We start from the raw sequence: 26,479 nt of genomic DNA, 5'->3' as shown, positions 1-26,479 counted from the left end.
TGAACTCCAATTATTAAAGGAGCCAAATCGATCAGCTTGCATGCAGAAAGAAGGTGGCCGTTGTGCGCGGGTATGCAAGACCGGTTATTGGAACCCGGCAGACCCGAAGATCTCCCACGCACAACTGCCATAACGCTGAGTGCAGGCGTGGAGCCTATCAAAGCGATATGAAAAGTTGAAATCCAATAGTCAGGCTTGCATACCTGATCGCTGATTGTCAGCGACGGCGGACTATAGGCAGGCCGCCACTGACGCCACAATAGGGCCTACGAAGGCCGAGCCGTGTCCCACAGAAGTCAGGGAAGGGTCTGTCGCAGCCCTCACCCTAACCCTCTCCCGGAGGGAGAGGGGACTAAACGCACGCGACTTCAAGAACACCACAAACCAGCCCCCTCTCCCTCTGGGAGAGGGTTGGGGTGAGGGTCAGCCGTTACCTCAACGCACCAAGTGCAAGAACTGCATATGCCGCTCGTACTGATCGAGGATGTCGTTGATGATTTGCTCTTTGGTATAGCCCGTCAGGTCATAGTCCTGACTGCCCTCAGCCAAGTGCACTTCTGCCCGGTAATAGCGGCGGTTGCGCAGTTGCTCTTTTTTACCAAAGCCACCGCGTGCGAACGACGGTGTGAAGTAGCCGCGCATCTGTACCTGATAGATGAACGGGTGCTCTTCACCATGCCCAATTTCCAGACTGACGTTGTCGTTGGCCGGATCCGGCTGGGTGACAACGCTCAGGCCTTTTTCACGGAACACCGCACTCACCTCTTCAATCGCCGGGCGCACGGTGGAGTCCATAAAGCGGTACACCTCGTCACGTGACGGGAAGTGAACGGCCTGGCTCAAGCGCTGACGCCAACCACCACGGCGCGAGTGAGACACGGGCGCCAATGAGTGTGTCTGGGCGATTTTCTTCTGCGACTCCAGGTAGAACGCCTTGTGCAGCCCCCACATCATCAGCAACAGAATCAACGAGAAGGGTAGCGACGTCAGTACCACCGCCGATTTAAGTGCGTCGATGCTGCCCGAGAACAACAATGCACTGGTGACCAGCGCGGTCATTGCGCCCCAGAACACCCGCAGCCATTTCGGGCCGTCTTCGTCAGCGTTGTTGCCCCGCGCCGACAAGGTAGACAGCACCACGGTGCCGGAGTCGGCCGAAGTCACGAAGAACACAAAACTGATGAACACCGTCACGGCGATCACGGTTTTGCTCCACGGATAGGTTTCCAGCAGCAAGTACAGGGTGCGCGACGGGTCATCAATGGCCGACTGGCCCAAGGCAACCATGCCGTGGTTGAGCACTTGATCGATGGCGCTGTTGCCGAAGATCGACATCCACGCCAACGTGAAGCCCAGCGGAATCAACAGCACGCCAAAGACGAACTCGCGGATGGTGCGGCCACGGGAAATGCGCGCAATAAACAGGCCCACAAACGGCGACCATGCAATCCACCAGGCCCAATAAAACACCGTCCAGCCGCCCAGCCAGTCGCTTGGCTTGTTATAGGCGTACACATCGAAACTCTTCACGGGCAATGCGCCCAGGTAATCGCCGATGTTCTGGATCAGGGTGTTGAGCAAGTGTTGGGTCGGCCCTGCGAACAACACAAACAGCAGCAGCGCACAGGCCAGCAGCATGTTGATGTCGGACATCACCCGCACGCCTTTATCGACGCCGGCAATGGCCACCAGAATGGCCGCGCCCATCATCAGGGTGATCAAGCCCACCTGAATCCATTGGGTATGCGGAATGCCAAACAGGTAATCGAGGCCAGAGTTGAGGTGCAACACCCCAAAGCCCATGTCTGCGCCCAGACCGAACACCGTGGCGATGATGCCAAAGCCGTCCACGGCGTAACCGATGGGGCCGTTGATGCGTTTGCCAATCAGCGGATACAACGCCGACCGCAGGGCCAGCGGCAGGTTGTGACGATAGGCAAAGTACGCCAGCGCCATGCCGACAAAGGCAAACACACCCCAGCCATGCAGGCCCCAGTGCAAGAACAGTAGCTGCATGCCTTGGCGTGCAGCTTCTGACGTGCCGGCCGGGCCCTGAGGCGGGGCGAGCATGTGGGTCAGGGGTTCCGAAACACAAAAGAAAAACAGCGTGATGCTGATCCCGGCGGCGAACAACATCCCCGCCCAGGACAGGTAACTGAACTCAGGTTCGTCGTGGTCGGCACCGAGCTTGATCTTGCCGTAGCCGGACAAGGCGGTGACGACCACGAAGATCAGATACAGGGTCATCGCTAGCATGTAATACCAGCCGACCGTATTGGCCGCCCAGTTTTGTGCAGCCAGCAGCCATTCACCGGCCGCTGCGGGCATGGAGATCACCACCACACCAAAGATCAGAATGAACGCTGCGGCAAAGTAAAACACCGGCGGGTTCATGCGTATGACTGACGTCTCAGACGTTGTTGGGGCACTCATTGGATGTGCACCTTGTAGAGGTAAAACGCGGGCAAAAAGAGCAGATTCGGCAAAGGTTAGCCTCCTGTTGTGAGCGGGCAGCGGACCACCGGTTTAACTTGAACAAGCATTCAAGTTAAACATAGATGGCTTTTTAGAACTAATCGCTGCCCACGGCTACGCGTCTAATACGTTAGCTCATGGCAGGGTATGACACATGGCCATGATCAACGTTCAGCCGTTATAGGATGGGGCTATCAGAGATTTGCGGTCGGTAGTAAAAGACGGGCTTTTTGCACCGTGAAAAAAAATTTGAAACGCTGCGTGGCTGGTTAAAAAACCGACAAATTCAATGGCCGAATCGCGCCCATCCAGATGGCATGGTCGGTATGGTCGAGCAGGTTATGGCCGGTGTCGGGATGCAAAAACACCACCAGCCCATGCCGATTCAGCGCCAACCACGGCAAGACGACGCCGATCAGCTCGGGGCCGAAGGCCAATTGGCAGCTCCAGTCCGGGTGCGGTCCGACAGGCCGCTGGTGAACCCGCCCCTGGGTGACGCCAAACAGCTGCGCGGCCTCTTCGCATAAGGCGCGGGCCTGTTCGAGAGTGCTGGCGTCGAAATAAACGTGCGCGTGGTAGCCCTTGATTCGTTGCATATGCCCCTCTTTATCACGACCCCATTCAAGCGCTGGCGCATGATAGGGTTCTGCCTGACTTTGTGTTAACGAGACCCTTATGGCCTGGCCCAACCGCGCTGACATCCTGCCATTTTTATCCTGGTTGCCCAAGCAAACCCGCGCCAGCGTTGGCCGTGATGCGGTCGTAGGCCTGAGCGGGGCGGTTCTGGCGTTGCCGCAGTCTATCGCCTATGCGCTGATTGCCGGGTTACCCCCGGAATACGGGTTGTATGCGGCTATTGTGCCGGTGATCATCGCCTGCTTGTGGGGCTCGTCGTGGCATTTGATTTGCGGCCCCACGGCAGCGATCTCTATCGTGCTGTTCGCCAGCGTCAGCCCGATGGCGGTGCCCGGCTCGCAGGATTACATCGGTTTGATTCTGTTGCTGACGTTTTTGGCCGGTATTTTTCAGTGGCTGATGGGGATGCTCAAGTTTGGTGCGTTGGCCAATTTTGTTTCGCATTCCGTGGTGCTCGGGTTCACGTTGGGAGCCGCCGTGGTGATTGCATTGGGACAGTTACCCAATGCGCTGGGGCTGGATATTCCAAGTAAAGCGACTGCTCTCGACAGCCTGCTGACACTGCTTGCCCATGTGCGCGAGTTTGATCGCGCTTCGCTGGGCTTGGCGTTTGCAACTCTGCTGGTGGGGATAGTGCTCAAGCGCTGGCTGCCACGTTGGCCGGGCTTATTGATTGCGCTGGTCAGCGCCAGCCTGATGGTGTGGGGCTGGCCGCAGGTGTTTGGCCATGTCCGACTGGTGCAGGCGTTTGTCCCAAGCCTGCCGCCCTTCAGCCCGTTGCCACTGGATCTGGAAGCCATACTCCGCCTGCTGCCCAGCGCCGTGGCGGTGGGGATGCTGGGGCTGGTGACCAGCTTGTCGATCGCCCGCTCGTTAGCCGCCCGCTCGCAGCAAATACTCAATGCCAATCAGGAAATTCGTGCACAAGGCTTATCCAATGTCGTCGGCGCGCTGTTCTCCGGGTATCTGTCTTCAGGCTCCTTTACCCGTTCAGGGTTGAGTCTTGAGGCCGGTGCCCGGTCGCCGCTGGCCGGGGTGTTTTCAGCGCTGTGGGTGGCGCTGTTTGCCGTCACCGGGGCAAAGCTGATCGCCCACATTCCGATTCCGGCCATGGCGGGTGGGATTTTGTTGATCAGTTGGGGGTTGGTGGACACGCGTGGCATCCGCGCGCTGTGGCGGGTAAGCCGGGCTGAGTTCGCGGTCATGGCGCTGACGTGTGTGGCCACCTTGTTGCTGGAGCTGCAAACGGCGATTTATGCCGGGGTGTTGGCTTCGCTGTTTTTCTATCTCAAACGCACATCACGGCCACGCATTCAGCGCTGGCGTGAGGGGGATGAAGAGGTATTGCGGGTCGGCGGTTCGATCTTTTTTGGTGCTGCCCATTACTTGCAAGTGCGCCTGCAACGTACGCAGGGAAAGCGAGTAGTGATTGAGGCGCAGCACATCAACTTTATCGATTATTCGGGGGTTGAAATGCTGCATCAGGAGGCCAGGCGACTGCGCGAGACGGGTCGCAGCTTGACCTTGCGGGGCGCACGCCCGCAGGTGGTGGAGGAACTGAAAAAGCTGGAAGGGGCAGCGAACTGCCCCATTTTGTTTGAAGGTTGAAAGGGCAGCCCTCTGTCGCACAGAGGGCGCGTTTCAATAAGGCTTGATGGCTGCCGGGTTCATCATGCGGGTCAGGCCCATGTTTTTCAGGGCCAGTTGCACGGTGCTGCGAATGACCTGCGGGTTGTCGATGGTCATGACTTCGGCCAGTAACTCTTTCGCCCGGCTCAAACTGACCTGACGCAGCATCCATTTCACTTTGGGCAAGTTGGTGGCGTTCATCGACAGGCTGTCAAAGCCCATGGCCATCAACAAAATAGCCGCCGCCGGATCACCGGCCATCTCGCCGCATATGCTCACCGGCTTGCCTTCGGCATGGGCGTCGCGCACGACCGATTGCAAGGCTTGCAGCACCGCCGGGTGCAGGTAGTCGTACAAATCGGCGACTCGCGGGTTGTTGCGGTCGACGGCCAGCAGGTATTGGGTCAGGTCGTTGGAACCCACCGACAGAAAATCCACTTGGCGCGCCAGTTCTTTGGTCTGGTAAACCGCAGCCGGGATTTCGATCATCACGCCTATCGGCGGCATCGGTACATCGGTGCCTTCGTCACGCACTTCGCCCCAGGCACGGTGCAGCAAGTGCAACGCTTCTTCGAGCTCGTGGGTGCCGGAAATCATCGGCAACAAGATGCGCAGGTTGTTCAGGCCTTCGCTGGCCTTGAGCATGGCCCGGGCTTGCACCAGAAAAATTTCGGGGTGGTCGAGGGTTACGCGAATCCCGCGCCAGCCCAGGAACGGGTTGTCTTCCTTGATCGGAAAATACGACAGTGACTTGTCGCCGCCAATGTCCAGGCTGCGCATGGTCACCGGTTGCGGATGGAAGGCGGCGAGTTGTTCGCGATAAATCGCCAACTGCTCCTTTTCGCTCGGAAAGCGCTGATTGATCATGAACGGCACTTCGGTGCGGTACAGACCTACGCCTTCAGCGCCTCGCTGCTGCGCCCGGGCAACATCGGCCAGCAGGCCGGTGTTGACCCACAGCGGCATGCGATGGCCGTCCGGGGTGATGCAGGGCAGCTCGCGCAGAGCGTCGAGCCCTTGGGACAACTGACGTTCTTCTTCGACCACCTCGGCGTATTGCTTGCGCAGCACGTCGCTGGGGTTGGTGTAGACCTCGCCGTGATAACCGTCGACGATCATCTGAATGCCGTCGACCCTGGAATAGGGCAGGTCGACCAGCCCCATGACCGTGGGAATGCCCATGGCCCGAGCGAGAATGGCGACGTGGGAGTTGCCCGACCCCAACACCGACACCAGACCGACCAGCTTGCCTTCAGGCACTTCGCCGAGCATGGTGGCGGTCAGTTCTTCGCTGACCAGAATGGTGTTGTCGGGGTACACCATGGTTTGCTGGCGATCATGTTGCAGATAAGCCAGCAGGCGGCGCCCGAGGTCACGTACGTCCGACGCCCGCTCACGCAGGTAGTCGTCGTCCATCAATTCAAAACGGTTAACGTGATCCGTGACCACTTGGCGCAGCGCACCCTGTGCCCACTGGCCGGTCTTGATCACATTTTTGACTTCGCTGCCCAGCGAGGCGTCGTCGAGCATCATCAGGTACACGTCGAACAGTGCCTGTTCTTCGGGTCGCAACTGAGTGGCGAGCTTTTTCGACACGGCGCGCATGTCGCTGCGCACGCCTTCGAGGGCGGTTTTGAAGAGGGCGATTTCAGCTGGAATGTCGGTAATGGTTTTATCTGGCACCACGTCCAGATCGGCGGGTGGCAGCATGACCACCGCCGTCCCGACTGCCGCGCCCGGGGACCCCGGTACACCGACGAACTTGGCCTCTTGTATGCCCTTGCCCTGACGCCCAAGCCCGCGAATCGACCCCGTGGCTTCAGCGTGGGCGATCACCCCGGCCAGTTGCGCGCTCATGGTTACGAGGAAGGCTTCTTCGCCCTCATCGAACTGGCGGCGCTCTTTTTGCTGGATGACCAGCACCCCGACTACGCGGCGGTGGTGGATGATCGGTGCGCCCAAAAAGGAGGCGTAGCGCTCTTCGCCGGTTTCAGCAAAGTAGCGATAGCGCGGGTGATCGGCGGCGTTTTCGAGGTTCAGGGGTTCTTCGCGGGTGCCCACCAGGCCGACAAGGCCTTCGTTGGGCGCCATGCTGACTTTGCCGATTGAGCGCTTGTTCAAGCCCTCAGTGGCCATCAGCACGAAGCGATTGGTCTCCGGGTCAAGCAAGTAGACCGAGCAGACCTGGCTGCCCATCGCCTCTTTGACGCGCAGCACAATAATGCCCAACGCCGCCTTGAGATCCTTGGCGGAGTTAACTTCCTGGACGATCTTGCGCAGCGTATTGAGCATGGCTCGGGGTCGAACTCCGTGTCAGGCGCGCGTTAAAAGGCGCGGGGCAAGCTCTTTGAGAGCGCGACGGTACACCTCGCGCTTGAATGTCACCACCTGGCCCAACGGATACCAATAGCTGACCCAGCGCCAGCCATCGAATTCCGGTTTACCGGTCAAATCCATCCGCACCCGTTGCTCGTTAGAGACCAGGCGCAGCAAAAACCACTTCTGTTTCTGGCCGATGCACAGCGGTTGGCTGTGGGTACGCACCAGACGTTGCGGTAAACGATAACGCAACCAGCCTCGCGTGCAGGCGAGTATTTCAACATCTTCGCGTTCAAGGCCAACTTCTTCGTTCAGCTCACGGTACAAGGCGTCTTCCGGCGTTTCGTCAGGGTTGATACCGCCCTGTGGAAACTGCCACGCGTCTTGATTGATTCGGCGAGCCCAAAGTACCTGACCAGCATCATTTGTCAGAATAATCCCGACATTAGGGCGGAAACCATCGGGGTCGATCACGGCAACAACCTCGCAAACGCATGTCGCCGCATTGTTCCACAAAGGTTGTTAAAGCAGCAACGCGCCTTCCTGCCTTATGTGCACTCTTATTAAAAGACCGTATTCTTGTAGGCTCTCTACTGACAAGTGCGCGGGTAATTGCAATGCGTCTGGCTTTATTCGACTTGGACAACACCCTTTTAGGCGGCGACAGCGACCACGCATGGGGTGATTACCTGTGCGAACGCGGCATTCTCGATGGTGCGGCTTACAAGGCACGTAACGACGAGTTTTATCAGGATTACCTGGCTGGCAAGCTCGATAACGAGGCTTACCTCAATTTCAGCATGGCTATTTTTGGTCGTACTGATCTGGCTCAATTGGATCAGTGGCACCGTGAATTCATGCGTGATCGGGTTGAAGGCTTAATGCTGCCCAAGGCCGTTGCGTTGTTGAATGAACACCGACAGGCCGGTGACACGTTGGTCATCATCACCGCGACCAATCGGGTGGTGACGGCGCCGATTGCGCAAAAATTGGGCGTGGAACATTTGATCGCCACTGAATGCGAAATGATTGAGGGGCGTTACACCGGCAAGGTCACGGATGTGCCGTGCTTTCGCGAGGGCAAGGTGACTCGCCTGAACCGCTGGATCGAAGAAAACGGCTACAGCTTGGATGACAGCTATTTTTACAGTGATTCGCTGAACGACCTGCCGTTGCTGGAGCAAGTGGCGCATCCGGTGGCGGTTGATCCGGATCCGAACTTGCGGGCTGAAGCCCTAAAGCGCGGCTGGCCAGTGATTTCGTTGCGCGATTAAAGGCAAAAGCCCCTCACCCTAACCCTCTCCCGGAGGGAGAGGGGACTAAAAGCTAAAGCACCGATCAAGCCCCCTCTCCCTTTGGGAGAGGGTTGGGGTGAGGGAGGGGCTTAAATCGGCTTGGCGCCCATCAACCCGGCAATGGCGATAAAACACACCGCACAAAAGACCGCCAGCACCACGCTGAACCCCGGATGTTTGGCCACGCGCCCCAGTCGCAGTCGATTTAGCCGCACTACCAGCCACAGCCAGCTCAGGCCGCCAAGCAGGTATAAAATGCTCCCTGCCAGCAACCACATCTGACCCAGCGGCCAACCCGCCATGTGCACCAGAAACCAGCCACTGACCGGTAACGCCAGCAGGCACAGCCCCATCAACGCCCACACAAACCCCCAGGGACGCCGCAAAGCACCGCCCGCGAGATTTTTTTCACCCGCCCGCCAGCGCCGAATGATGACGATCAATATCGCTAGCGCGCTGACAAACAACAGCAATGTCGGGACGCCGTGCAGCAGCTTCAACGCGGTGAAGGTTTCCATGCGAATTATTCCTTGAGCCTTTCATTCAGCGTAGCGGCTATCAGCCAAGAAACAGCTGATACGCCGGATTGTCGCTCTCATCCCAATACGGGTAGCCGATATCCGCCAGCGCGGCCGGCACCAGATGGCGCTCGTCTGCCGGCACTTGCAGGCCCGCCATCACTCGGCCATCTGCTGCGCCATGGTTGCGGTAATGGAACATGGAGATATTCCAACGCCCACCCAGCTTGTTGAGGAAGTTAAACAGCGCGCCCGGCCGCTCAGGGAACTCAAAACGGAACAACAGCTCGTCACTGACCTTGGCCGCGTGCCCGCCCACCATATGGCGGATGTGCAGCTTGGCCAGTTCGTTGTCGGTCAAATCAACCACCGGGAAACCTTGCTCCGTCAGGCTGGACAGCAATGCACTGCGCGGGTCAGTGACCGGGTGCGTCTGCACGCCAACAAAAATGTGTGCTTCGCTACCCGTGTGGTATCGGTAGTTGAACTCGGTGATTTGACGTTTGCCAATGGCCTGGCAGAAGGCTTTGAAGCTGCCGGGTACTTCCGGAATGGTCACAGCAATGATGGCTTCACGGCCTTCGCCCAGTTCGGCGCGCTCGGCCACATGACGCAAACGGTCGAAGTTGACGTTGGCCCCGGAGTCGATCGCCACCAGGGTCTGACCGCGCATGCCGCGTTGTTCAACGTATTTTTTGATCCCGGCAACCCCCAAAGCACCGGCAGGTTCGGTGATCGAGCGGGTATCGTCGAAGATGTCCTTGATGGCGGCGCAGATCTCATCGGTGCTGACCGTGATCACTTCATCCACATAGTCTTTGCAAATATCGAACGTGTGCTGGCCAATCTGCGCCACGGCCACGCCATCGGCAAAGATCCCTACCGTCGGCAACACCACGCGCTCACCCGCCGCCATTGCCGCTTGCAGGCAGTTGGAGTCATCGGGCTCGACGCCGATGATCTTGATGTCAGGGCGCAGGTATTTCACATACGCCGCAATACCCGCAATCAGTCCGCCGCCGCCTACCGGCACGAAGATCGCGTCCAGAGGGGCCGGGTGCTGACGCAGAATTTCCATCGCCACGGTGCCCTGCCCGGCAATGGTGTGCGGGTCATCGTAGGGGTGAACGTAAACGTAGCCTTCCTGTTCGACCAGTTGGAGCGAATAGGCCAGTGCCTCGGGGAATGAGTCGCCGTGCAACACCACGATGCCGCCCCGTGAGCGCACGCCTTCGATCTTGATCTCGGGCGTGGTTTTAGGCATGACGATGGTGGCTTTGACCCCCAGTACCTTGGCGGCCAGCGCCAAACCTTGCGCGTGGTTACCCGCCGACGCTGTGACCACGCCGCAGGCGCGCTCGGCATCGGTCAGGTGCATCAGCTTGTTATAGGCGCCACGAATCTTGAAGGAGTAAACCGGCTGCAAGTCTTCGCGCTTGAGCAAAATCTGGTTGCCCAGACGCTCAGTCAGTTGGTTGGCAGCTTGCAGAGGCGTTTCTACGGCAACGTCATAAACGCGCGAGGTGAGGATTTTCTTAACGTACTGTTCGAGCATCGGAAAGCTTCACTGGGCGAGTTGGCAGGGACCAAGGAGTCTAACCCAGCGTTTGCGCAGCAGACCATACGAAATGGAAGGTTTATAGCAGGACGGCGCTCACCCTTTCCCGTGATGGAAAAGGGGAGGCCTTTAATCCCGTATTAACGAACGCTGCCTTCGAAACGACTTGCGCCCGGCAACTCAAGGATCAACTGATCGCCCACATTCAGCGGCCCAACTCCCACCGGTGTGCCGGTCATGATCACGTCACCGGCCTGCAACGAGAAGCACGAGGCCATGTGCTGAATCATCGGCACGATCGGATTTAGCATCAGGGCGCTGTTGCCGTCCTGACGGACTTCACCGTTGATGGTCAGGCGAATACCAATGTCAGAGAGGTCTGCGAAGGTGCTGCTCTGCACGAAAGGCGCGAGTACACAGGCGCCATCGAACGATTTGGCGACTTCCCACGGCAAGCCCTTGGCTTTGAGTTCGGCCTGTTTGTCGCGCAGGGTCAGGTCCAGGCCAGGGGCAAAACCGGAGATGGCGTCCAGTACTTCTTCAGTACTTGGGGTATTGGACAGCGGCTTGCCGATCAGCACCGCAATCTCGGCCTCGTAATGCACAGAGCCGCGATCTTGAGGAATGGCAAAGCCGCCCTCCAACGGGACAACACAACTTCCCGGCTTGATAAAAAGCAGGGGTTCAGTCGGGATCGGGTTATCCAGCTCTTTGGCGTGCTCGGCGTAGTTACGCCCGATGCAGACCACTTTGCCGAGAGGAAAGTGAATCCGGGTACCGTCGACATACTGGTGCTGATAGCTCATGGACCGACTCCGCTGATGAATGCTGCAAAGGACGTAACGTGATCTGTGTCGTGGGTTAAACCGCAAAAATCTTGCCGGGGTTCATGATGCCCTTGGGATCGAACACCGCCTTGAGCGCTTTCATGTACTCGATTTCTACCGGCGAACGGCTGTAGGTCAGGTAATCGCGTTTGGTCATGCCCACACCATGTTCAGCCGAGATTGAGCCGTTGTACTTCTCGACGGTTTCAAATACCCATTTGTTGACGGTGGCGCACTTGGCGAAGAACTCGTCCTTGCTCAGGTTTTCAGGCTTGAGAATGTTCAGGTGCAGGTTGCCGTCGCCAATGTGACCAAACCAGACGATTTCAAAATCCGGGTAATGTTCGCCGACGATGGCGTCAATTTCTTTCAAGAACGCCGGGACTTTCGAGACGGTCACCGAAATGTCGTTTTTGTATGGCGTCCAGTGGGAAATGGTCTCGGAGATGTACTCGCGCAACTTCCACAGGTTGTGCAGCTGGGTCTCGCTCTGGCTCATCACGCCATCAAGTACCCAGCCTTCTTCCATGCAGTGCTCGAAGGTTTCCAGCGCCGCGTTAGCCACTTCTTCAGTGGTCGCTTCAAATTCCAGCAGGGCGTAGAACGGGCAGTCGGTGTCGAAGGGCGACGGCACATCACCGCGCGCCATGACTTTGGCCAGCGCTTTGTCGGAGAAGAACTCGAAGGCCGTCAGGTCCAGTTTGTTCTGGAAGGCGTGCAGCACCGGCATGATGGAATCGAAATCCGCCGTGCCCAAGACCATCGCCGTCAGATTTTTAGGCGCGCGATCCAGACGCATGGTGGCCTCGACCACAAAACCCAAGGTGCCTTCGGCGCCGATAAACAGCTGGCGCATGTCATAGCCTGTGGCGTTTTTGATCAGGTCTTTGTTCAGTTCGAGCACGTCGCCCTTGCCGGTCACGACTTTCATGCCTGCCACCCAGTTGCGGGTCATGCCGTAGCGAATCACCTTGATGCCACCGGCATTGGTGCCGATGTTGCCGCCAATCTGGCTGGAACCTGCCGAGGCGAAGTCGACCGGGTAGTACAAGCCTTTTTCTTCGGCCAGATTTTGCAGGTGCTGGGTCACGACACCCGGTTGGCACACCACCGTGCGGTCGGTCAGGTTGATGTCCAGCACTTGGTTCATGTAATCGAACGACACCACCACTTCGCCATTGGCCGCCACCGCCGCCGCAGACAAACCCGTGCGACCGCCCGAGGGCACCAGTGCCACGTTATGAGCGTTGGCCCAGAGCACGATGGCTTGCACTTGCTCGGTGGTTTTGGGGAACACAATGGCCACGGGCGCCGGGGCGAAATGCTTGGTCCAGTCCTTGCCATACGCATTGAGGGAATCGGCGTCGGTCAAAACCTTTCCAGGTTCAACCAGGGTCTTTAGCTCTTCAATTACGGCAGGATGGGTCATCAACAGAACTCTCGAACAATTCATGGTCATCCTGAGAACGCTTCACGTCGCAGGAATGGGTGTTTAGCGGGGCGCTTATGCTAGCATACGGCCCCCGCTCAGAATCGAGCTGTAGGACGATTCTCGGTGCCGGATTTACGCCGGTCAGGTCAGCTCAGGCTGTCCACTTCCCTGCCATTTTTTCTCTGGGACACAGGTTTACGCAGATGAGCAAGACTTCTCTCGATAAGAGCAAGATCAAGTTCCTTCTTTTGGAAGGCGTCCACCAATCGGCTGTTGAAGTACTGAAAGCTGCTGGTTATACCAGTATCGAGTACATCACCAGCTCCTTGCCTGAAGCCCAGCTGAAGGAAAAGATCGCTGATGCCCACTTTATCGGCATCCGTTCTCGTACCCAGCTGACCGAAGAAGTGTTCGACTGCGCCAAGAAGTTGGTGGCTGTTGGTTGTTTCTGCATCGGTACCAACCAGGTCGACCTCAACGCTGCTCGCGAACGCGGTATCGCTGTTTTCAACGCTCCGTACTCCAACACCCGTTCGGTGGCCGAGTTGGTGCTGGCTGAAGCGATCCTGTTGCTGCGTGGCATCCCTGAGAAGAACGCGTCCTGCCACCGTGGTGGTTGGATCAAAAGCGCCGCCAACTCTTTCGAAATCCGCGGCAAAAAGCTGGGTATCGTCGGTTACGGCTCGATTGGTACTCAGCTGTCGGTACTGGCTGAAGGCCTGGGCATGCAGGTGTTCTTCTACGACACCGTGACCAAGCTGCCATTGGGCAACGCGACACAGGTTGGCAATCTGCACGAGCTGTTGGGCATGTCCGACATCGTGACCTTGCACGTACCTGAAACTGCTGCAACCCAGTGGATGATCGGTGAGAAAGAAATCCGAGCCATTAAAAAGGGCGGCATTCTGATCAACGCTGCCCGTGGCACCGTGGTTGAGCTGGACGCGCTGGCCGATGCGATCAAGGATAAACACCTGATCGGCGCCGCCATCGACGTGTTCCCGGTTGAGCCGCGTTCCAACGACGACGTGTTCGAAAGCCCGCTGCGTGGACTGGACAACGTGATCCTGACCCCGCACATCGGCGGTTCCACCGCTGAAGCGCAAGCCAACATCGGTCTGGAAGTGGCAGAGAAGCTGGTCAAGTACAGCGACAACGGTACGTCGGTATCGTCCGTGAACTTCCCGGAAGTGGCCCTGCCGGCTCACCCTGGCAAGCACCGTCTGCTGCACATCCACGAAAACATTCCGGGTGTGATGAGCGAGATCAACAAGGTCTTCGCCGAAAACGGTATCAACATCTCCGGCCAGTTCCTGCAAACCAACGAGAAAGTTGGCTATGTAGTGATCGACGTCGACGCCGAGTCCTCGGACCTGGCGCAAGAGAAGCTGCAAAAGATCAATGGCACCATTCGTTGCCGCGTATTGTTCTGATCGCGCTTCACTAAAAAAGGGAGACCCTCGGGTCTCCCTTTTTTTATGCGAAAACTTACTTCACATTAACAGTGATTTTTTCCGACACCAGGCTTGGCTTGAAGGGCACGTGTACCTGGTTACCCAACACCAGCTGCAGAGTGTGCTTGCCCGGTGGCAGGGTCACTTGCGTTTCGGTCTGGGCCTTGCCGAAATGGATGTGGTTGGCGTCTGCCGGGATCGGCGCGTTCTCGGCAGGCAGTTGGTCGACGTCGATCAACAGATGGTGATGGCCGGCGTGCGGCGTGGCTTCGGTGATAGGGGCCAGAGGCATGCCTTCGATGCCGAACTTGACCGTAAAGGTTTGATCAACCGTCGCGCCGTCTTTAGGTTCGATGATAAACACTTTGGCGCCTTTTGGAGCTGGCTCGGACTCCAGGCCAGCCGCAGTGGCCAGGACCGAAGCGCCCATCAATACAGAAGCCAATGCAACACGAGACAGTAGAGCTTTCATTTATTTCTCCGGTTTTTTGCGAAATGCGTAGGGGCCAGACAACTTTTTGGCATATCGCTGTCCAACGCCGCATTCGAACAACATAAAGCAAAGCGCACGCCCATTGCGAATCGCTTGCATCACATTCAAAGGAGTGACCATGCGTTTTTGGCCGGGACTGATGCTTTTATTGCCGCTGGCGAGCCCTTTTGCTCATGCCGAACTGATTGACGAGGTGAACGACCGGGGCGAACTGCGCATTGCCCTGAGCGCCGACTTACCCCCTTTCAGCTTTAAACAAGACGATCGGCTGACAGGATTCGACGTTGAACTGGGCGAATTATTGGCCAAGGAGCTGGAGGTTAAACCATCGCTTTTGGTCACTGACCACGATGACTTGCTGTCAGGCGTTGAAAGCGGCAAATACGACGTGGCGATTACGCCTGTCGTTATGCCTCGTGAGGTTGAGGATCGATTCGATTTCACCGAACCCTACAGCGACACCGCTTCACAGCCGACGGTGAGCCTGGCCATACCCTTGCAAAAGGGCAATCCTGCCTTCCAGACCAGCTTGAACAACGCATTGCAGCGGATCAAGGCAGACGGTCGACTGGCTGCCTTGTCACAGAAATGGCTGGAGCGGGAGGCGCTCCAGCCGTAACGCGCATTCGGCAGGCCCGCAAGCGGGCTTGCCTGCGATAGCTTTATTGCGGCTTTTGCCCTTGCCCCTGTTGTATTACCCACTGCACCACTTGCGCTGACATCACATCAGCGGCCTGACCGAAGCCGGCCACCACGCTTGGCACTTTCGGGTCATTCAAGGGCTGACGGACATCAAAGCGTTTGGAGCCAATGACGCGTTGGTCACTGGTGCGCACCAGCCGTGCGTTGTACTGGATCAGTACTTCAGGGTTATTGCCGTTGTAATGGGTCTGGAACGCCAGCAATTCACCGCCTAACTCATAGTCAGCCTGCAAGTTGCTGTCATCGGTGCTCAGGCCTTTGATTCGGCCATCCTGCAAAAAGGCATCGAGCAGTCGGTTGCGCACCAGTGCCGGTGCAGGGTCGCTCCAGCGTGCGCCCTTGTAGTAGCTGATCAGATTGCTCTGCGGTACGACGGCGATGTTCTGATTGTTCAGTGCAAGGCTGGCCATCGGCTTGTCGAGCCGTAGCGACCAGTTGACCGCGCCGCTGCGGCTGGCCACGGGCGCTTGGGCGCTAGGCAGGATGTACTGGTCGACCAGTTCCGGCTTGGGCAAGATCGAACAAGCGCTGAGCAAGCCCAGGCCTACAGCCAAAAACACTGAACCAGCAAGGCGATAGGGACGGATCATGGCGTGAATTCCTTGGTCTGTTCGCGGTTCAACAAGAAACCGCTGGGATTGGCTTCCAGTCGCCGCGAAATGGAGCGCAACGTACTCAGCGTTTCGCGCAGTTCATTAACCGCAGGGCCAAGCTGGTTAAGCCCTTGCATGCCATTGTTGAGCGAATCCTCGTTGTTGTTGATCAGCGCATTGATGGTTTGGGTGCTCTGCTCCAGCGATTTCATGGCCTGACCGGCATCGCTGAACATCTGCTGGCCCTGAGTATTCAAAATGCCATTGGCATTGCGCATCAGCGTGGTGGTTTGTTCCAGTGCCGCCGTGGCCTGCTTTCCAACCAGGGAAAGCTGTTTGAGCGTTTGGGCAATGTCACCCCGCTGGCTTGAAATGGCCGTCGTGGTCTGTTCAAGGTTGTTCAGGGTTTTACCAAAGCTGTCGACGTTTTCAGGCGAGAACAGTTTGTTGGCGTTGTGCAGCAGCATATTGACGTTGGAAATCACGTCGGTGCCATCGGTGAGCAAACGCGCAATCGGCGAGGGTGAGGCCACAATCACGGGCAGCTTGCCGTCTTTGCCTTTGAGAGGTGGGCTGTTGGGGTCGCCACCGCTGAGCTGGATGATCGATGTACCGGTCACGCCGGTCAGCGCCAATTTGGCCTTGGTGTCGACTTTGACAGGCGTATTGGCGGCCAGGCGAATCAGTGCCAGCACCCGGCGCGGGTCTTTGTCGTCGAGGCGCAGCTCAATGACGTCGCCCACCTTGATGCCGTTGTATTGCACCGAACTGCCTTTGGACAAGCCGCTGACAGCCTCGTTGAACACCACTTCGTAGTCCTTGAAGGTGTTGTCCATGCTCGATTTGGCCAGCCACAGGCCGAACAGCATGCCGCCCACCACGACTAGAACGGTGAACAAGCCAATCAATACATGATGGGCGCGGGTTTCCATGTTAATGCTCCTTGCGCTGGGTTGCCGCTTCGTACGCGGCGCGGCCACGGGGGCCATGGAAATACTCATGAATCCACGGGTCGTCGAAGTTCTCGACCTCGCTGATCGGTGCTGCCACCAATACTTTTTTCTGTGACAACACCGCCACCCGGTCAGTGATGGTGTACAGCGTATCGAGGTCGTGAGTGACCAGAAACACGCTCAAACCCAACGCATCGCGCAGGGTCAGAATCAGTTGATCAAATGCCGCCGCGCCAATTGGGTCCAGACCAGCCGTTGGCTCATCGAGAAACAGGATGTCCGGGTCCAGCGCCAGCGCTCGGGCTAGTGCGGCACGCTTGATCATCCCGCCGGACAGTTCGGACGGGTATTTATTGGCCGCTACCAACGGCAACCCGGCCAAGGCCAATTTGACCAGCGCCAGGTGTTCGGCGTCAGGGCGGCTCAAACCGGCATGTTCGATCAAGGGCAGGGCGATGTTCTCAGTCACGGTCAGTGATGAAAACAATGCCCCCATCTGAAATAACACGCCGAAACGTCGCTCAAGCTTCGAGCGCTGGTCTTCGGGCAGGCTCATCAGGTCTTGTCCGAACACCCGCACTTGCCCTTCATTGGGCCTGCGCAGGCCGACGATGCTGCGCAGCAGCACCGACTTGCCGGTACCCGAGCCGCCCACCACCCCCAGAATTTCCCCTTTATACACATCAAGGTCCAGATGCTCGTGCACGCTCTGAGTGCCAAAGCGGTTGCACAGGTCGCGTACCTCGATCACCGCCTCGCCGGGCGTTCGCGTTGGACTTTTCACCAGCCCATCTCCATAAAGAACAGCGCGGCGACCGCGTCGAGCACGATCACGATAAAGATCGATTGCACCACGCTGGACGTCGTGTGTTCGCCCACCGATTCAGCGCTGCCGCTGACTTTAAAGCCCTCAAGGCAGCCCACTGCGGCGATCAGAAAGGCGAAAAACGGGGCCTTGACCATGCCCACCAGAAAGTTTTTGACGCTGATGTCGGAATGCAGCATTGAAATAAACATGTCGGGCGAGATGCCCAACGACACCACACACACCACGGCGCCGCCGATGATGCCGGCCATCATTGCCAGAAAGGTCAGCAAGGGCAGGGCAATCAACAGGGCCAGTACTCTGGGCAGTACCAGCAGGTCCATCGGATCAAGGCCCAAGGTGCGGATGGCATCAATTTCTTCATTGGCTTTCATCGAGCCGATTTGTGCCGTAAAGGCGCTGGCTGTGCGACCTGCCAACAGGATAGCGGTGAGCAAAACACCAAATTCGCGCAGGAAGGAAAACGCAACCAAGTCGACGGTAAAGATGCCAGCACCAAAGTTGGCCAGCACGGTAGCTCCCAAAAAGGCCACCACGGCGCCCACCATGAAGGTCAGCAGCATGACAATCGGGGCAGCATTGAGGCCTATTTGTTCGATATGCGCGACCACGGGCGTGATGCGCCACTGTGAAGGTCGAAACAGATTGCGGGCCAGGGTTTGCAGGATCAGACCGATGAAGCCCAACAGTTGCAGGGTGTCTTGCCAAAGCTTGTAGACGGCGCTGCCGATGCGGCACAACAACTGGGTAATGACATTCTGCTGAACCGTTTTGACCGGTACGCAAAAGTCGCGCATAGACGAGTAAACCGTTTGCAGCAGGGCGCGATCGGCGGCGGGGAGTTTATGGGCGGTTTCGGTCAATTGACTGACGCGCTCTGCGCCCAGCAACTCCACCATCAGTGACGCCCCGGCGGTGTCGATGCTGGAGACGTCGTCCAGATCAATCGCGGTTTGGGCGTCGTATTGGCCAGCGAGCTGCTCGGTTTGCTGTTTGAGGTCAGTGTAATGAGCAAGCGTCCAGTCACCGCTGAGTCGCAGCCGCGCCGGATTGCTTGAGGTGTCTAGTTGGGCAGTGCCCGCCGTGGCTGTAATAGTCGTCAGCTCCATGCTCAATACGTGTAAACGCAGACTTTATGTAATAGCACAGTCTCGAAAAAGTGCCTCAGTTTGCCTGAACATCCGTTGCCGCCGATTGATCTGGGTTAACCCTGAAGCGCAAGACGCCAATCATTTGTCCGTCTTCTGTCAGCACCCGCACTTGCCAGCGGCCTACCGGATTGGGCGGGAAGTTCTGCTTATGGGTCCAGGCGCGATAGCCCTCTTTGCGTCCGCCATGAATATCCAGGGCAATGCGGTCGACTTCCTGACCATTGAGCTGCCACACGTGATAGATCCGCTCATTCAGACCTCGCGGTGCGTTGATGGATGTGTAGGCGTACAACCCGCGACTGCGTAGCTCGCTGACGCTGATCTGCTTGATGCTGTCACCGGGCGTACGGTCTTGCAGTTGCGTGGTCACGGCCACTTCTGTCATCCACAGCGTGGCGGGCGGCACCCAGGAGCGTAGCAGCCAACCGGTGCTGCCCAGTGCCAGTACGATCAAAGGCAATATCAGCCAGCCGCGCCAGGTTTTGAGGGGCAAGCTGACGGCCAGACTGGGAATGGAAAGCAGCACGGCGGCGCCCAGAGCCAACTTGTAGCTCTCTGAAGTGGTCAGGTTGAGGATGATCGGCAGCGCGGTCAGCAGCGCCGCAAACAGGGCCAGCGTATGCAGCGCCAAAAACAGCCAGCGCCGGGGGGCAAGCCATCGGTAGTACAGAGGGTCGGTAATGGTGACCAGTGCGCTGGCGCCGAGCAGTCCGGTAAACACCAGCTGGCCGCTGTTCCAGGTCGTGGTGATGAAGAAAAACGGCAAAACGAAAAACAGACTTTCCTGATGGATCATCTGAGTGGCGTACCGCAGCAAGGGCGGCGGTATTTCGCGCTTGAACACCCGAGCGAACAGCTGCGTGAAGGTATTCTCCAGCATCAGCCAGACCCAGCTAACCAGAAGGATGACCGCGATCCAGCGAGCCATGCCTTGTTGGCGGTCAACCAGAATGAAACTGCCCACCCCCGAGAAAAAGCCGAATACGGCGATCAACCCTGGATAGCGCTTCATCAGCTCAATGACGCGCTGTAGGTAGTGGTTCCAGTTAGGCATGGGGCGGTTCACATTCTGTATAGAGAAAATCCTCGACAGAATAGCGTTTTAGGCAGTAGCGAGTGTGGGAGTTTGTTGCCTCTAGCCCTTTACAGGTAGATCTGTCACACAACTGCAATAATTGCGTTATCTAATGCGCCACAAGACAGTTAAATGACAAGAGGATTAAGGCATGGCTGGCAGGAGCATTTTGATCGTTGATGACGAGGCACCCATCCGCGAAATGATCGCCGTGGCACTGGAAATGGCAGGCTATGACTGCCTTGAAGCCGACAATGCTCAAGACGCCCACGCCATCATCGTTGATCGCAAACCCGATCTGATCCTGCTTGACTGGATGCTCCCCGGCGGCACCTCTGGTATCGAATTGGCCCGCCGCCTCAAGCGCGAAGAACTGACCAACGATATTCCGATCATCATGCTGACGGCCAAAGGTGAAGAGGACAACAAGATCCAGGGGCTGGAAGTGGGGGCGGACGACTACATCACCAAACCCTTCTCACCCCGGGAACTCGTGGCGCGCCTCAAGGCTGTGCTGCGCCGTGCCGGCCCCGCTGATACCGAATCCCCTATTGAAATTGGCGGTTTGCTGCTCGACCCCATCAGCCATCGCGTGACCATTGACGGCACACCGGCCGAAATGGGTCCCACAGAATACCGTCTGCTGCAGTTCTTCATGACCCACCAGGAACGCGCCTACACCCGTGGTCAATTGCTTGATCAGGTCTGGGGCGGCAACGTGTATGTCGAAGAGCGCACGGTAGACGTTCACATCCGCCGCCTGCGCAAGGCACTCGGCGAAGCCTATGAAAATCTGGTACAAACCGTGCGCGGCACAGGGTATCGGTTTTCCACCAAAGCCTGACACAAGCGGCCAGCCGCCATTGATCGGCGGTGAGCCTAATGCGATTGCGCTTAATGCTTGCGACTGAAAGCTCATAACGGGACGTATGACCTTGAACCAAAAATGGCATAGCACGCTGATTCGTCATTTAGTGCTTCTGATCGGCGTGTGCCTGTTGATCGGGCTTGTCAGTGGTTATTACGGATTGAGCCTGGCGGTGGGTCTGGCGCTTTATTTGGGCTGGACCCTCAAGCAGTTATTGCGCTTGCACCATTGGCTGCGCCAGCACAAACCCGATGAACCTCCGCCAGACGGCTACGGCCTGTGGGGTGAGGTGTTTGACAGCATCTACCACCTGCAACGTCGCGACCAACGAGCGCGCGGCCGCTTGCAAGCGGTGATTGATCGGGTACAAGAATCGACGGCTGCACTCAAGGACGCGGTCGTCACCCTCGACAGCGATGGTAACCTCGAATGGTGGAACCGCGCTGCCGAGACCTTGTTGGGGCTAAAGACCCCTCAGGACAGCGGCCAGCCGGTCAGCAATCTGGTGCGCCATCCACGCTTCAAGGAATATTTTGAGGCGGGCAACTATGTCGAGCCGCTGGACATTCCCTCGCCGGTCAACGACCACCTGCACATCCAGTTCTACATCACGCGCTACGGCAATAATGAGCACTTGATGCTGGTGCGCGATGTAACCCGCCTGCACCAGCTTGAACAAATGCGTAAAGACTTTATCGCCAATGTCTCCCATGAGTTGCGCACACCGCTGACGGTAATCTGCGGCTACCTCGAAACCTTGCTCGATAACGTTGATGATGTGAACCCGCGCTGGAAACGCCCGCTGTCGCAAATGCAGCAACAAGGCGAGCGCATGCAGACCTTGCTTAACGACTTGCTGTTACTGGCCAAGCTTGAGGCGACGGACTACCCGTCTGACAATCAGCCGGTGGCCATCGACGCCTTGTTGCAGTCGATCAAGGGCGATGCGAAAGCGTTGTCCGGGCAGCGCAACCAGACCATCACGCTGGACGTTAAAAGTACTGCTGCCCTCAAAGGCAGTGAGCCCGAGCTGCGCAGTGCGTTCTCCAACCTGATCTTCAACGCGGTCAAATACACCCCGGATGGTGGCAACATCCATATCCGCTGGTGGGCCGATGCTTCGGGCGCGCACCTCAGTGTTCAGGACTCCGGTGTCGGCATCGACAACAAACACTTGCCGCGTCTGACTGAGCGTTTCTACCGCGTGGACTCCAGCCGCAATGCCAGTACGGGTGGTACCGGATTGGGTCTGGCCATCGTCAAGCATGTGTTGCTGCGCCACCGCGGGCGTCTGGAAATCAGCAGCGCGTTGGGACAGGGCAGCACGTTTACCTGCCATTTCGCTGCGTCACAGGTGGCCAAGCCTGCTCTTTCGACAGCCAATGACTAAGCACCTGCGGCTTTTGCCCACTAGGCAAGGGCCGCATCTGCCGCTACATTGCGTTACATCTGTCTGATTAACAGACCTGAACCCCTTCTTTTTTCGAAATAACGGAACCCGTAAAACTCCATCATGGACCCTTCCCCTGGTTTGACCCTCGCCTCACTCTTCGCCGACTTCGGCATGATTCTTTTTGCTCTGATCCTGGTTTTGCTCAACGGTTTTTTCGTTGCGGCGGAATTCTCCATGGTCAAATTGCGCGCCACGCGGGTTGAGTCCATCGCCGACGTCAACGGCTGGAGCGGCCGAATCCTGCGCATTGTTCATAACCAGCTCGATGCTTATCTGTCCGCATGTCAGTTGGGTATCACCCTGGCGTCGCTGGGCCTGGGCTGGGTCGGTGAACCGGCATTCGCTCATATTCTGGAGCCGCTGCTGGGCGCCATCGGTGTCGAATCGCCTGAAGTGATCAAAGGTGTGTCGTTCTTTGCCGCCTTCTTTGTCATTTCTTACCTGCACATCGTGGTGGGCGAGCTGGCGCCAAAATCCTGGGCTATTCGCAAACCCGAGACGTTGTCGCTGTGGACCGCCGTGCCGCTGTACCTCTTCTATTGGGCGATGTACCCGGCCATTTATTTGCTCAACGCCAGTGCCAATGCCATTTTGCGCATTGCAGGGCAGGGCGAGCCGGGCGCGCACCATGACCACGCCTACAGCCGTGAAGAACTCAAACTGATTCTGCACTCCAGCCGTGGTCAGGATCCCAGCGATCAAGGCATGCGCGTACTGGCCTCAGCAGTCGAGATGGGCGAGCTGGAAGTGGTCGACTGGGCCAACTCCCGTGAAGACCTGGTGACTCTGGATTCCAAGGCGCCGCTGAAAGAAATTCTGGCGATGTTTCGTCGTCACAAATTCAGCCGTTACCCGGTCTACGATGCTGAAACCAACACCTTTCTCGGGTTGCTGCACATCAAAGACCTGTTGCTGGAATTGGCCGACCTTGATCACTTGCCCGAGACCTTCAACCTTGAAGAGCTGACCCGCCCTCTGGAGCGCGTGTCGCGTCATATGCCGCTGTCGCAGTTGCTCGAGCGCTTCCGCAAGGGCGGCGCGCACTTTGCGCTGGTTGAAGAAGCAGATGGCAAAGTGGTCGGCTACCTGACGATGGAAGACGTGCTTGAAGTCCTGGTCGGCGATATTCAAGACGAACACCGCAAGGCTGAGCGCGGCATTCTTTCGTACCAGCCGGGCAAACTGCTGGTGCGCGGCGATACGCCTTTATTCAAGATCGAGCGCCTGCTGGGCGTTGACCTTGACCACGTAGAGGCCGAAACCATCGCGGGGCTTATCTACGACACCTTGAAACGGGTGCCCGAAGAAGAAGAAACCCTTGAAGTGGAAGGCCTGCGCATCATCATCAAAAAGATGAAAGGCCCGAAAATCGTCTTGGCCAAAGTCCTCAAAAAGGACTGAGCAGACTCTGCTGAGTACTGATGAAACACGGTACTCAGCAGGGAGCTGCGCCCTCGGCTCAGCTCAAAAAAAACGGTCCAGAAACGCAAAATAATCCTCGCGTATCTGCGCCGTTTCATTCGCCAGATGATGCCGCGCGTTGGGCAACACCAGCACCTGCGGCTGGTTGAACTTGGCGGTCAGAACTTCAAGGTTATGCTGCCAATCGACTGTTTTGTCGGCCGAGCCCTGAACGACCAAGGGTTGGCGAGAGCAGGGCGGTGCGTTTTCGATACGCGGTATCCAGCGCGCGAGCGCCCCTACCCAAGCGGTTGGCAGGCGTAACGGCTGCAAGGGATCGGCTTGCAGAAAGGGCAGGAAGTCGGGGTCGTTGGAATTCTCGCTGAAGCGCCGGGCGATGCCCTTGACGAAGGGCCTGAGCAAGTAATAACTGAATTTCGACCAGCCCCAGTCCTTGGGCCGCACTAGTGGCGACAGCAGCACGATTTGACCCTGAGCTGGGCTTGTATCGCCATAGCGCAGCACATGATCCAGCACGATTGCGCCCCCCGTACTCTGACCACACAGGTGCCAGGGCTTGGGTAAATCGAGTGATTGCGCTTCGATAAACAACCCCTGAAGCACCGCCTGATACTGCGCGAAATCATCAATGCTGGCCCGTTCGCCACTCGACAGCCCATGCCCCGGCAAGTCACAGGCAATCACCGCGAAACCGTGGTTCAAGCCCCACTCGATGACATGCCGGTACAAGCCCATGTGGTCGTAAAACCCGTGGATCACAAAGAGCGTCGCGACCGCACGCTCGGGCCACCAAACCTGACTGACCAGGTCGTAACCTGCCGCACTGAAACGCCCCAATTGCCGGCGCACAGGTGCTGAGCGCTGGGCAAAATCCAGCCCGTAAAAGTGCTGGTACGCCAATCCATCGCTCGACAGTGGCTGGCCTGCGCTCAAGGGTTGCAAGCTGGCGCGCAAGTCATCGGGAGAAAACGGGGGGGACATAGCGATTTCCAAACAGGCTTTATAGACCGACGATATTCATCTGTCGGGTCAAGCATGGCAAGCTACGTGTACTTCGAGGACCTGATTGAATGCCTGAGCTAACGTTAAAAACGCTGCTGGCCTGCCTGCTGACGCTGTTATGCGCTGCGGGGTTATGGAGGGCTTACGACTGGTTTCAAGGCCGTTACATTCGCACGTTCAGTGATCAAGCTGTGCTGTTCGCCGGGGATGCCCTGCGTTTACCTGCCGAATTGTCAGGCCCGGGCGCCATTCGCGTCGTGCACTTCTGGGACCCGGATTGCCCGTGCAATGTGGGTAACTATCAACACCTGAGCGAGCTGATCAACCACTACGCGCCACAGGGCATCGAGTTTTATGCCGTTCAAAAACCCGGTACACACGGGCAACTGCCCATCAGGCTGGGGGCCCTCAAACCATTGACCCACCTCCCCGGCGCAGAGCACCTGAGCGCCAGTCCGGCCATCGCGATCTGGGACCGCAACGGTAAATTGGCTTACATCGGGCCTTACAGTGAAGGGGCTACCTGCAACGCGGGCAACAGCTTTGTCGAACCTGTGTTGCAAGCCCTGAGCCAAGGCCGTCCGGCAAATACCACGCACACTTTGGCCGTAGGTTGTTATTGCCCTTGGCAGGTCCAACCGCCAGCCGCGTGAGCTTCATTCGAACGGTACAGGCTAATCAGGCTGTTTCATCTCGTGAACAACCCGAATAAAGCATGTGCGTGCAATAATCGCGGCTATAAGCCTTTAACAGCGTCTGTTTATCCAATGCCCGTTGCAGGCCTTGTACAGGGCAATAGGCAAACTTGCCTTGATCACGGTCCATAAAGTTGCTCGAACTGAAATGGCCAAAACTGGTTCGATCCTCGGTTTGTTGCGAAACCCTATGAACAATAGCGGATACCGGCGACGGGCAGCGGGCCGTCAAGACTTCCATCGATAAGCCAAAGTTGATCACGAACAGATTGTGGGTAGCGTCTACGCGTTCCCAGCGATCATATCGATTCACTTCAAGCCCCTGACGGGTGGTTCGTAAAATTGTCAGAAAGCCATCATCTTTGTGCGAACTCAAACCCACGGCGTCCAGCTGTGTGCGGTAATGGTTAAACGTCAGGTGATAGGCGCCTTCTGCGTGAGAACAACTGCCGCTACCCCGAAGCCAGACCGAAGGCGGGATACCAGCAAACTCCAGCGCGGCACACACTATTTGCTGTGACAACGCTGTCATTTGTTCGCCGATAAGCGCAATTTCGACGGGGTAGTGACTGCCCCAGAACCGGCGTTCAAGCAGGAACTGCTCAATCTGATCAACTCGCCGATGGAACCCCAGCAAGCCGTCGTCAAAAGAGGCGGAAGTTAACGCCTTGAAGCCGCCATACAAGCTGGCGTCGCCCCGATAGAACTCATTGGCGAATTGATCGGCGGCACCCACATCCAGGTCATCGGGAATGTGCAGCAGAAAAACACCGTTGGAAAAGGCTTGATGGCGCTCTTCCTGACTGGAAAACCACAACTTGCCAGCATTCATGCGAGCGCACACCAGATCAGCCGTAGAACCTGCCGGCTGAGGGGCATCATGCATGTGGCAAACTTCGCTATAAAGTTGACCTGCGGCGAATGGGGGCATCCTTATTCCTTGTCAGCACAGTAACGAAAGTTGATATGCAAAACGTGATAACGCCAGGAAAGATCAAGCTATATGTAACTTGTAATAACGTATTACAGGGCGGCGGCAAAAACTGAGTGCAACACCTGACCTTTCCGGTACGGTGCTGCCCTATGTCTTATTCCGAACTCAG

At 57.5% G+C, this 26,479-nt stretch carries 24 protein-coding genes; 8 read left to right on the top strand and 16 right to left on the bottom strand.

Annotated elements, in window-relative coordinates:
• Nucleotides 1-435 precede the first annotated feature (435 nt).
• On the bottom strand, nt 436-2,433 hold the full coding sequence (gene betT / locus GHN86_RS10360; protein ID WP_153377427.1) for a choline transporter BetT: 1,998 nt from the start codon (nt 2,431-2,433) through the stop codon (nt 436-438).
• Between the two features lie 311 nt (nt 2,434-2,744).
• On the bottom strand, nt 2,745-3,071 hold the full coding sequence (locus GHN86_RS10355) for a DOPA 4,5-dioxygenase family protein (RefSeq protein ID WP_153377426.1): 327 nt from the start codon (nt 3,069-3,071) through the stop codon (nt 2,745-2,747).
• 79 nt (nt 3,072-3,150) lie between these two features.
• On the opposite strand from GHN86_RS10355, the gene GHN86_RS10350 reads away from it, so the two are divergent.
• Nucleotides 3,151-4,719 (top strand): SulP family inorganic anion transporter, encoded by a 1,569-nt coding sequence (locus GHN86_RS10350; protein ID WP_153377425.1) that lies wholly within the window; start codon nt 3,151-3,153, stop codon nt 4,717-4,719.
• A 33-nt stretch (nt 4,720-4,752) separates the two neighbouring features.
• Here GHN86_RS10350 and ptsP read toward each other — a convergent pair whose 3' ends face one another.
• Both ptsP and GHN86_RS10340 read right to left on the bottom strand, forming a co-directional pair.
• The gene (gene ptsP / locus GHN86_RS10345) at nt 4,753-7,032 is read right to left on the bottom strand and encodes a phosphoenolpyruvate--protein phosphotransferase (protein ID WP_153377424.1); all 2,280 of its coding nucleotides are present in this window, start codon (nt 7,030-7,032) and stop codon (nt 4,753-4,755) included.
• Between the two features lie 21 nt (nt 7,033-7,053).
• Complete coding sequence (locus GHN86_RS10340; protein WP_019828104.1) at nt 7,054-7,533, bottom strand: RNA pyrophosphohydrolase; 480 nt, start codon at nt 7,531-7,533, stop codon at nt 7,054-7,056.
• Nucleotides 7,534-7,676: 143 nt separating this feature from the next.
• On the opposite strand from GHN86_RS10340, the gene GHN86_RS10335 reads away from it, so the two are divergent.
• Nucleotides 7,677-8,333 (top strand): HAD family hydrolase, encoded by a 657-nt coding sequence (locus tag GHN86_RS10335; RefSeq protein WP_153377422.1) that lies wholly within the window; start codon nt 7,677-7,679, stop codon nt 8,331-8,333.
• 110 nt (nt 8,334-8,443) lie between these two features.
• On the opposite strand, the gene GHN86_RS10330 is transcribed toward GHN86_RS10335, so the two are convergent.
• The 4 genes from GHN86_RS10330 to GHN86_RS10315 all read right to left on the bottom strand — a co-directional run bounded on the left by GHN86_RS10330 (nt 8,444) and on the right by GHN86_RS10315 (nt 12,686).
• A complete protein-coding gene (locus GHN86_RS10330) occupies nt 8,444-8,872 on the bottom strand; it encodes a DUF2269 family protein (protein WP_153377421.1) in 429 nt (142 codons plus the stop codon).
• Nucleotides 8,873-8,912: 40 nt separating this feature from the next.
• Complete coding sequence (ilvA, locus tag GHN86_RS10325) at nt 8,913-10,427, bottom strand: threonine ammonia-lyase, biosynthetic (RefSeq protein WP_153377420.1); 1,515 nt, start codon at nt 10,425-10,427, stop codon at nt 8,913-8,915.
• Between the two features lie 143 nt (nt 10,428-10,570).
• Complete coding sequence (locus GHN86_RS10320; RefSeq protein WP_153377419.1) at nt 10,571-11,236, bottom strand: fumarylacetoacetate hydrolase family protein; 666 nt, start codon at nt 11,234-11,236, stop codon at nt 10,571-10,573.
• A 55-nt stretch (nt 11,237-11,291) separates the two neighbouring features.
• Nucleotides 11,292-12,686, bottom strand: a complete 1,395-nt coding sequence (locus GHN86_RS10315) for an FAD-binding oxidoreductase (RefSeq protein ID WP_153377418.1) — start codon at nt 12,684-12,686, stop codon at nt 11,292-11,294.
• A gap of 206 nt (nt 12,687-12,892) precedes the next feature.
• On the opposite strand from GHN86_RS10315, the gene serA reads away from it, so the two are divergent.
• Nucleotides 12,893-14,122: a phosphoglycerate dehydrogenase gene (gene serA, locus GHN86_RS10310; protein ID WP_048381242.1), complete on the top strand. Its 1,230-nt coding sequence runs from the start codon at nt 12,893-12,895 to the stop codon at nt 14,120-14,122.
• A 55-nt stretch (nt 14,123-14,177) separates the two neighbouring features.
• On the opposite strand, the gene GHN86_RS10305 is transcribed toward serA, so the two are convergent.
• A complete protein-coding gene (locus tag GHN86_RS10305) occupies nt 14,178-14,615 on the bottom strand; it encodes a DUF4399 domain-containing protein (protein ID WP_153377417.1) in 438 nt (145 codons plus the stop codon).
• Between the two features lie 139 nt (nt 14,616-14,754).
• Here GHN86_RS10305 and GHN86_RS10300 point away from each other — a divergent pair, with 139 nt between their 5' ends.
• Complete coding sequence (locus tag GHN86_RS10300) at nt 14,755-15,255, top strand: transporter substrate-binding domain-containing protein (RefSeq protein ID WP_153377416.1); 501 nt, start codon at nt 14,755-14,757, stop codon at nt 15,253-15,255.
• 43 nt (nt 15,256-15,298) lie between these two features.
• On the opposite strand, the gene GHN86_RS10295 is transcribed toward GHN86_RS10300, so the two are convergent.
• From GHN86_RS10295 to GHN86_RS10275, 5 genes are read right to left on the bottom strand one after another with little or no spacing between them, the layout of a single operon-like run.
• Nucleotides 15,299-15,928 carry an ABC-type transport auxiliary lipoprotein family protein gene (locus GHN86_RS10295; RefSeq protein WP_153377415.1) on the bottom strand — a complete coding sequence of 210 codons (630 nt, stop codon included), beginning with the start codon at nt 15,926-15,928 and terminating at the stop codon, nt 15,299-15,301.
• On the bottom strand, nt 15,925-16,863 hold the full coding sequence (locus GHN86_RS10290) for an MlaD family protein (RefSeq protein WP_153377414.1): 939 nt from the start codon (nt 16,861-16,863) through the stop codon (nt 15,925-15,927). Before GHN86_RS10290 ends, GHN86_RS10295 begins: the two co-directional genes overlap by 4 nt.
• A 1-nt stretch (nt 16,864) precedes the next feature.
• A complete protein-coding gene (locus tag GHN86_RS10285; RefSeq protein WP_153377413.1) occupies nt 16,865-17,671 on the bottom strand; it encodes an ABC transporter ATP-binding protein in 807 nt (268 codons plus the stop codon).
• Nucleotides 17,665-18,819 (bottom strand): ABC transporter permease, encoded by a 1,155-nt coding sequence (locus GHN86_RS10280; protein ID WP_153377412.1) that lies wholly within the window; start codon nt 18,817-18,819, stop codon nt 17,665-17,667. Before GHN86_RS10280 ends, GHN86_RS10285 begins: the two co-directional genes overlap by 7 nt.
• A 55-nt stretch (nt 18,820-18,874) precedes the next feature.
• Entirely contained in the window at nt 18,875-19,915 is a 1,041-nt protein-coding gene (locus tag GHN86_RS10275) for a DUF5924 family protein (RefSeq protein ID WP_153377411.1), read from the bottom strand.
• Between the two features lie 172 nt (nt 19,916-20,087).
• Here GHN86_RS10275 and phoB point away from each other — a divergent pair, with 172 nt between their 5' ends.
• The 3 genes from phoB to GHN86_RS10260 all read left to right on the top strand — a co-directional run bounded on the left by phoB (nt 20,088) and on the right by GHN86_RS10260 (nt 23,658).
• Entirely contained in the window at nt 20,088-20,780 is a 693-nt protein-coding gene (gene phoB / locus GHN86_RS10270) for a phosphate regulon transcriptional regulator PhoB (RefSeq protein WP_122781943.1), read from the top strand.
• Nucleotides 20,781-20,865: 85 nt separating this feature from the next.
• A complete protein-coding gene (gene phoR, locus GHN86_RS10265) occupies nt 20,866-22,194 on the top strand; it encodes a phosphate regulon sensor histidine kinase PhoR (RefSeq protein ID WP_194286180.1) in 1,329 nt (442 codons plus the stop codon).
• A gap of 123 nt (nt 22,195-22,317) precedes the next feature.
• On the top strand, nt 22,318-23,658 hold the full coding sequence (locus GHN86_RS10260) for a hemolysin family protein (protein WP_122781942.1): 1,341 nt from the start codon (nt 22,318-22,320) through the stop codon (nt 23,656-23,658).
• A 63-nt stretch (nt 23,659-23,721) separates the two neighbouring features.
• Here GHN86_RS10260 and GHN86_RS10255 read toward each other — a convergent pair whose 3' ends face one another.
• Nucleotides 23,722-24,660 carry an alpha/beta hydrolase gene (locus GHN86_RS10255; RefSeq protein WP_153377409.1) on the bottom strand — a complete coding sequence of 313 codons (939 nt, stop codon included), beginning with the start codon at nt 24,658-24,660 and terminating at the stop codon, nt 23,722-23,724.
• Nucleotides 24,661-24,749: 89 nt separating this feature from the next.
• Between GHN86_RS10255 and GHN86_RS10250 the strand changes: the two genes are divergently transcribed.
• On the top strand, nt 24,750-25,334 hold the full coding sequence (locus GHN86_RS10250) for a DUF6436 domain-containing protein (protein WP_153377408.1): 585 nt from the start codon (nt 24,750-24,752) through the stop codon (nt 25,332-25,334).
• Between the two features lie 25 nt (nt 25,335-25,359).
• Here GHN86_RS10250 and GHN86_RS10245 read toward each other — a convergent pair whose 3' ends face one another.
• On the bottom strand, nt 25,360-26,262 hold the full coding sequence (locus GHN86_RS10245; RefSeq protein WP_194286179.1) for a 2OG-Fe(II) oxygenase family protein: 903 nt from the start codon (nt 26,260-26,262) through the stop codon (nt 25,360-25,362).
• Nucleotides 26,263-26,479: the final 217 nt, after the last annotated feature.

The organism is Pseudomonas helleri, from assembly GCF_009600315.1.
Taxonomy (GTDB): Bacteria; Pseudomonadota; Gammaproteobacteria; order Pseudomonadales; family Pseudomonadaceae; genus Aquipseudomonas; species Aquipseudomonas helleri_A.
The sequence above is the reverse complement of the archived record's forward strand: the minus strand, read 5'-3'. Positions and strand labels throughout refer to the sequence as shown.

Coding starts and splice junctions, on each gene's coding strand:
- GHN86_RS10355 (WP_153377426.1), bottom strand. CDS start 3,071: ATGCAACGAATCAAGGGCTACCACGCGCACGTTTATTTCGACGCCAGC.
- GHN86_RS10305 (WP_153377417.1), bottom strand. CDS start 14,615: ATGAAAGCTCTACTGTCTCGTGTTGCATTGGCTTCTGTATTGATGGGC.
- GHN86_RS10245 (WP_194286179.1), bottom strand. CDS start 26,262: ATGCATGATGCCCCTCAGCCGGCAGGTTCTACGGCTGATCTGGTGTGC.
- GHN86_RS10350 (WP_153377425.1), top strand. CDS start 3,151: ATGGCCTGGCCCAACCGCGCTGACATCCTGCCATTTTTATCCTGGTTG.
- GHN86_RS10280 (WP_153377412.1), bottom strand. CDS start 18,819: ATGGAGCTGACGACTATTACAGCCACGGCGGGCACTGCCCAACTAGAC.
- ptsP (WP_153377424.1), bottom strand. CDS start 7,032: ATGCTCAATACGCTGCGCAAGATCGTCCAGGAAGTTAACTCCGCCAAG.
- GHN86_RS10320 (WP_153377419.1), bottom strand. CDS start 11,236: ATGAGCTATCAGCACCAGTATGTCGACGGTACCCGGATTCACTTTCCT.
- GHN86_RS10250 (WP_153377408.1), top strand. CDS start 24,750: ATGCCTGAGCTAACGTTAAAAACGCTGCTGGCCTGCCTGCTGACGCTG.
- GHN86_RS10335 (WP_153377422.1), top strand. CDS start 7,677: ATGCGTCTGGCTTTATTCGACTTGGACAACACCCTTTTAGGCGGCGAC.
- GHN86_RS10275 (WP_153377411.1), bottom strand. CDS start 19,915: ATGCCTAACTGGAACCACTACCTACAGCGCGTCATTGAGCTGATGAAG.
- GHN86_RS10290 (WP_153377414.1), bottom strand. CDS start 16,863: ATGGAAACCCGCGCCCATCATGTATTGATTGGCTTGTTCACCGTTCTA.
- GHN86_RS10330 (WP_153377421.1), bottom strand. CDS start 8,872: ATGGAAACCTTCACCGCGTTGAAGCTGCTGCACGGCGTCCCGACATTG.
- GHN86_RS10315 (WP_153377418.1), bottom strand. CDS start 12,686: ATGACCCATCCTGCCGTAATTGAAGAGCTAAAGACCCTGGTTGAACCT.
- GHN86_RS10295 (WP_153377415.1), bottom strand. CDS start 15,928: ATGATCCGTCCCTATCGCCTTGCTGGTTCAGTGTTTTTGGCTGTAGGC.
- ilvA (WP_153377420.1), bottom strand. CDS start 10,427: ATGCTCGAACAGTACGTTAAGAAAATCCTCACCTCGCGCGTTTATGAC.
- GHN86_RS10260 (WP_122781942.1), top strand. CDS start 22,318: ATGGACCCTTCCCCTGGTTTGACCCTCGCCTCACTCTTCGCCGACTTC.
- GHN86_RS10255 (WP_153377409.1), bottom strand. CDS start 24,660: ATGTCCCCCCCGTTTTCTCCCGATGACTTGCGCGCCAGCTTGCAACCC.
- serA (WP_048381242.1), top strand. CDS start 12,893: ATGAGCAAGACTTCTCTCGATAAGAGCAAGATCAAGTTCCTTCTTTTG.
- phoB (WP_122781943.1), top strand. CDS start 20,088: ATGGCTGGCAGGAGCATTTTGATCGTTGATGACGAGGCACCCATCCGC.
- phoR (WP_194286180.1), top strand. CDS start 20,866: ATGACCTTGAACCAAAAATGGCATAGCACGCTGATTCGTCATTTAGTG.
- betT (WP_153377427.1), bottom strand. CDS start 2,433: ATGAGTGCCCCAACAACGTCTGAGACGTCAGTCATACGCATGAACCCG.
- GHN86_RS10300 (WP_153377416.1), top strand. CDS start 14,755: ATGCGTTTTTGGCCGGGACTGATGCTTTTATTGCCGCTGGCGAGCCCT.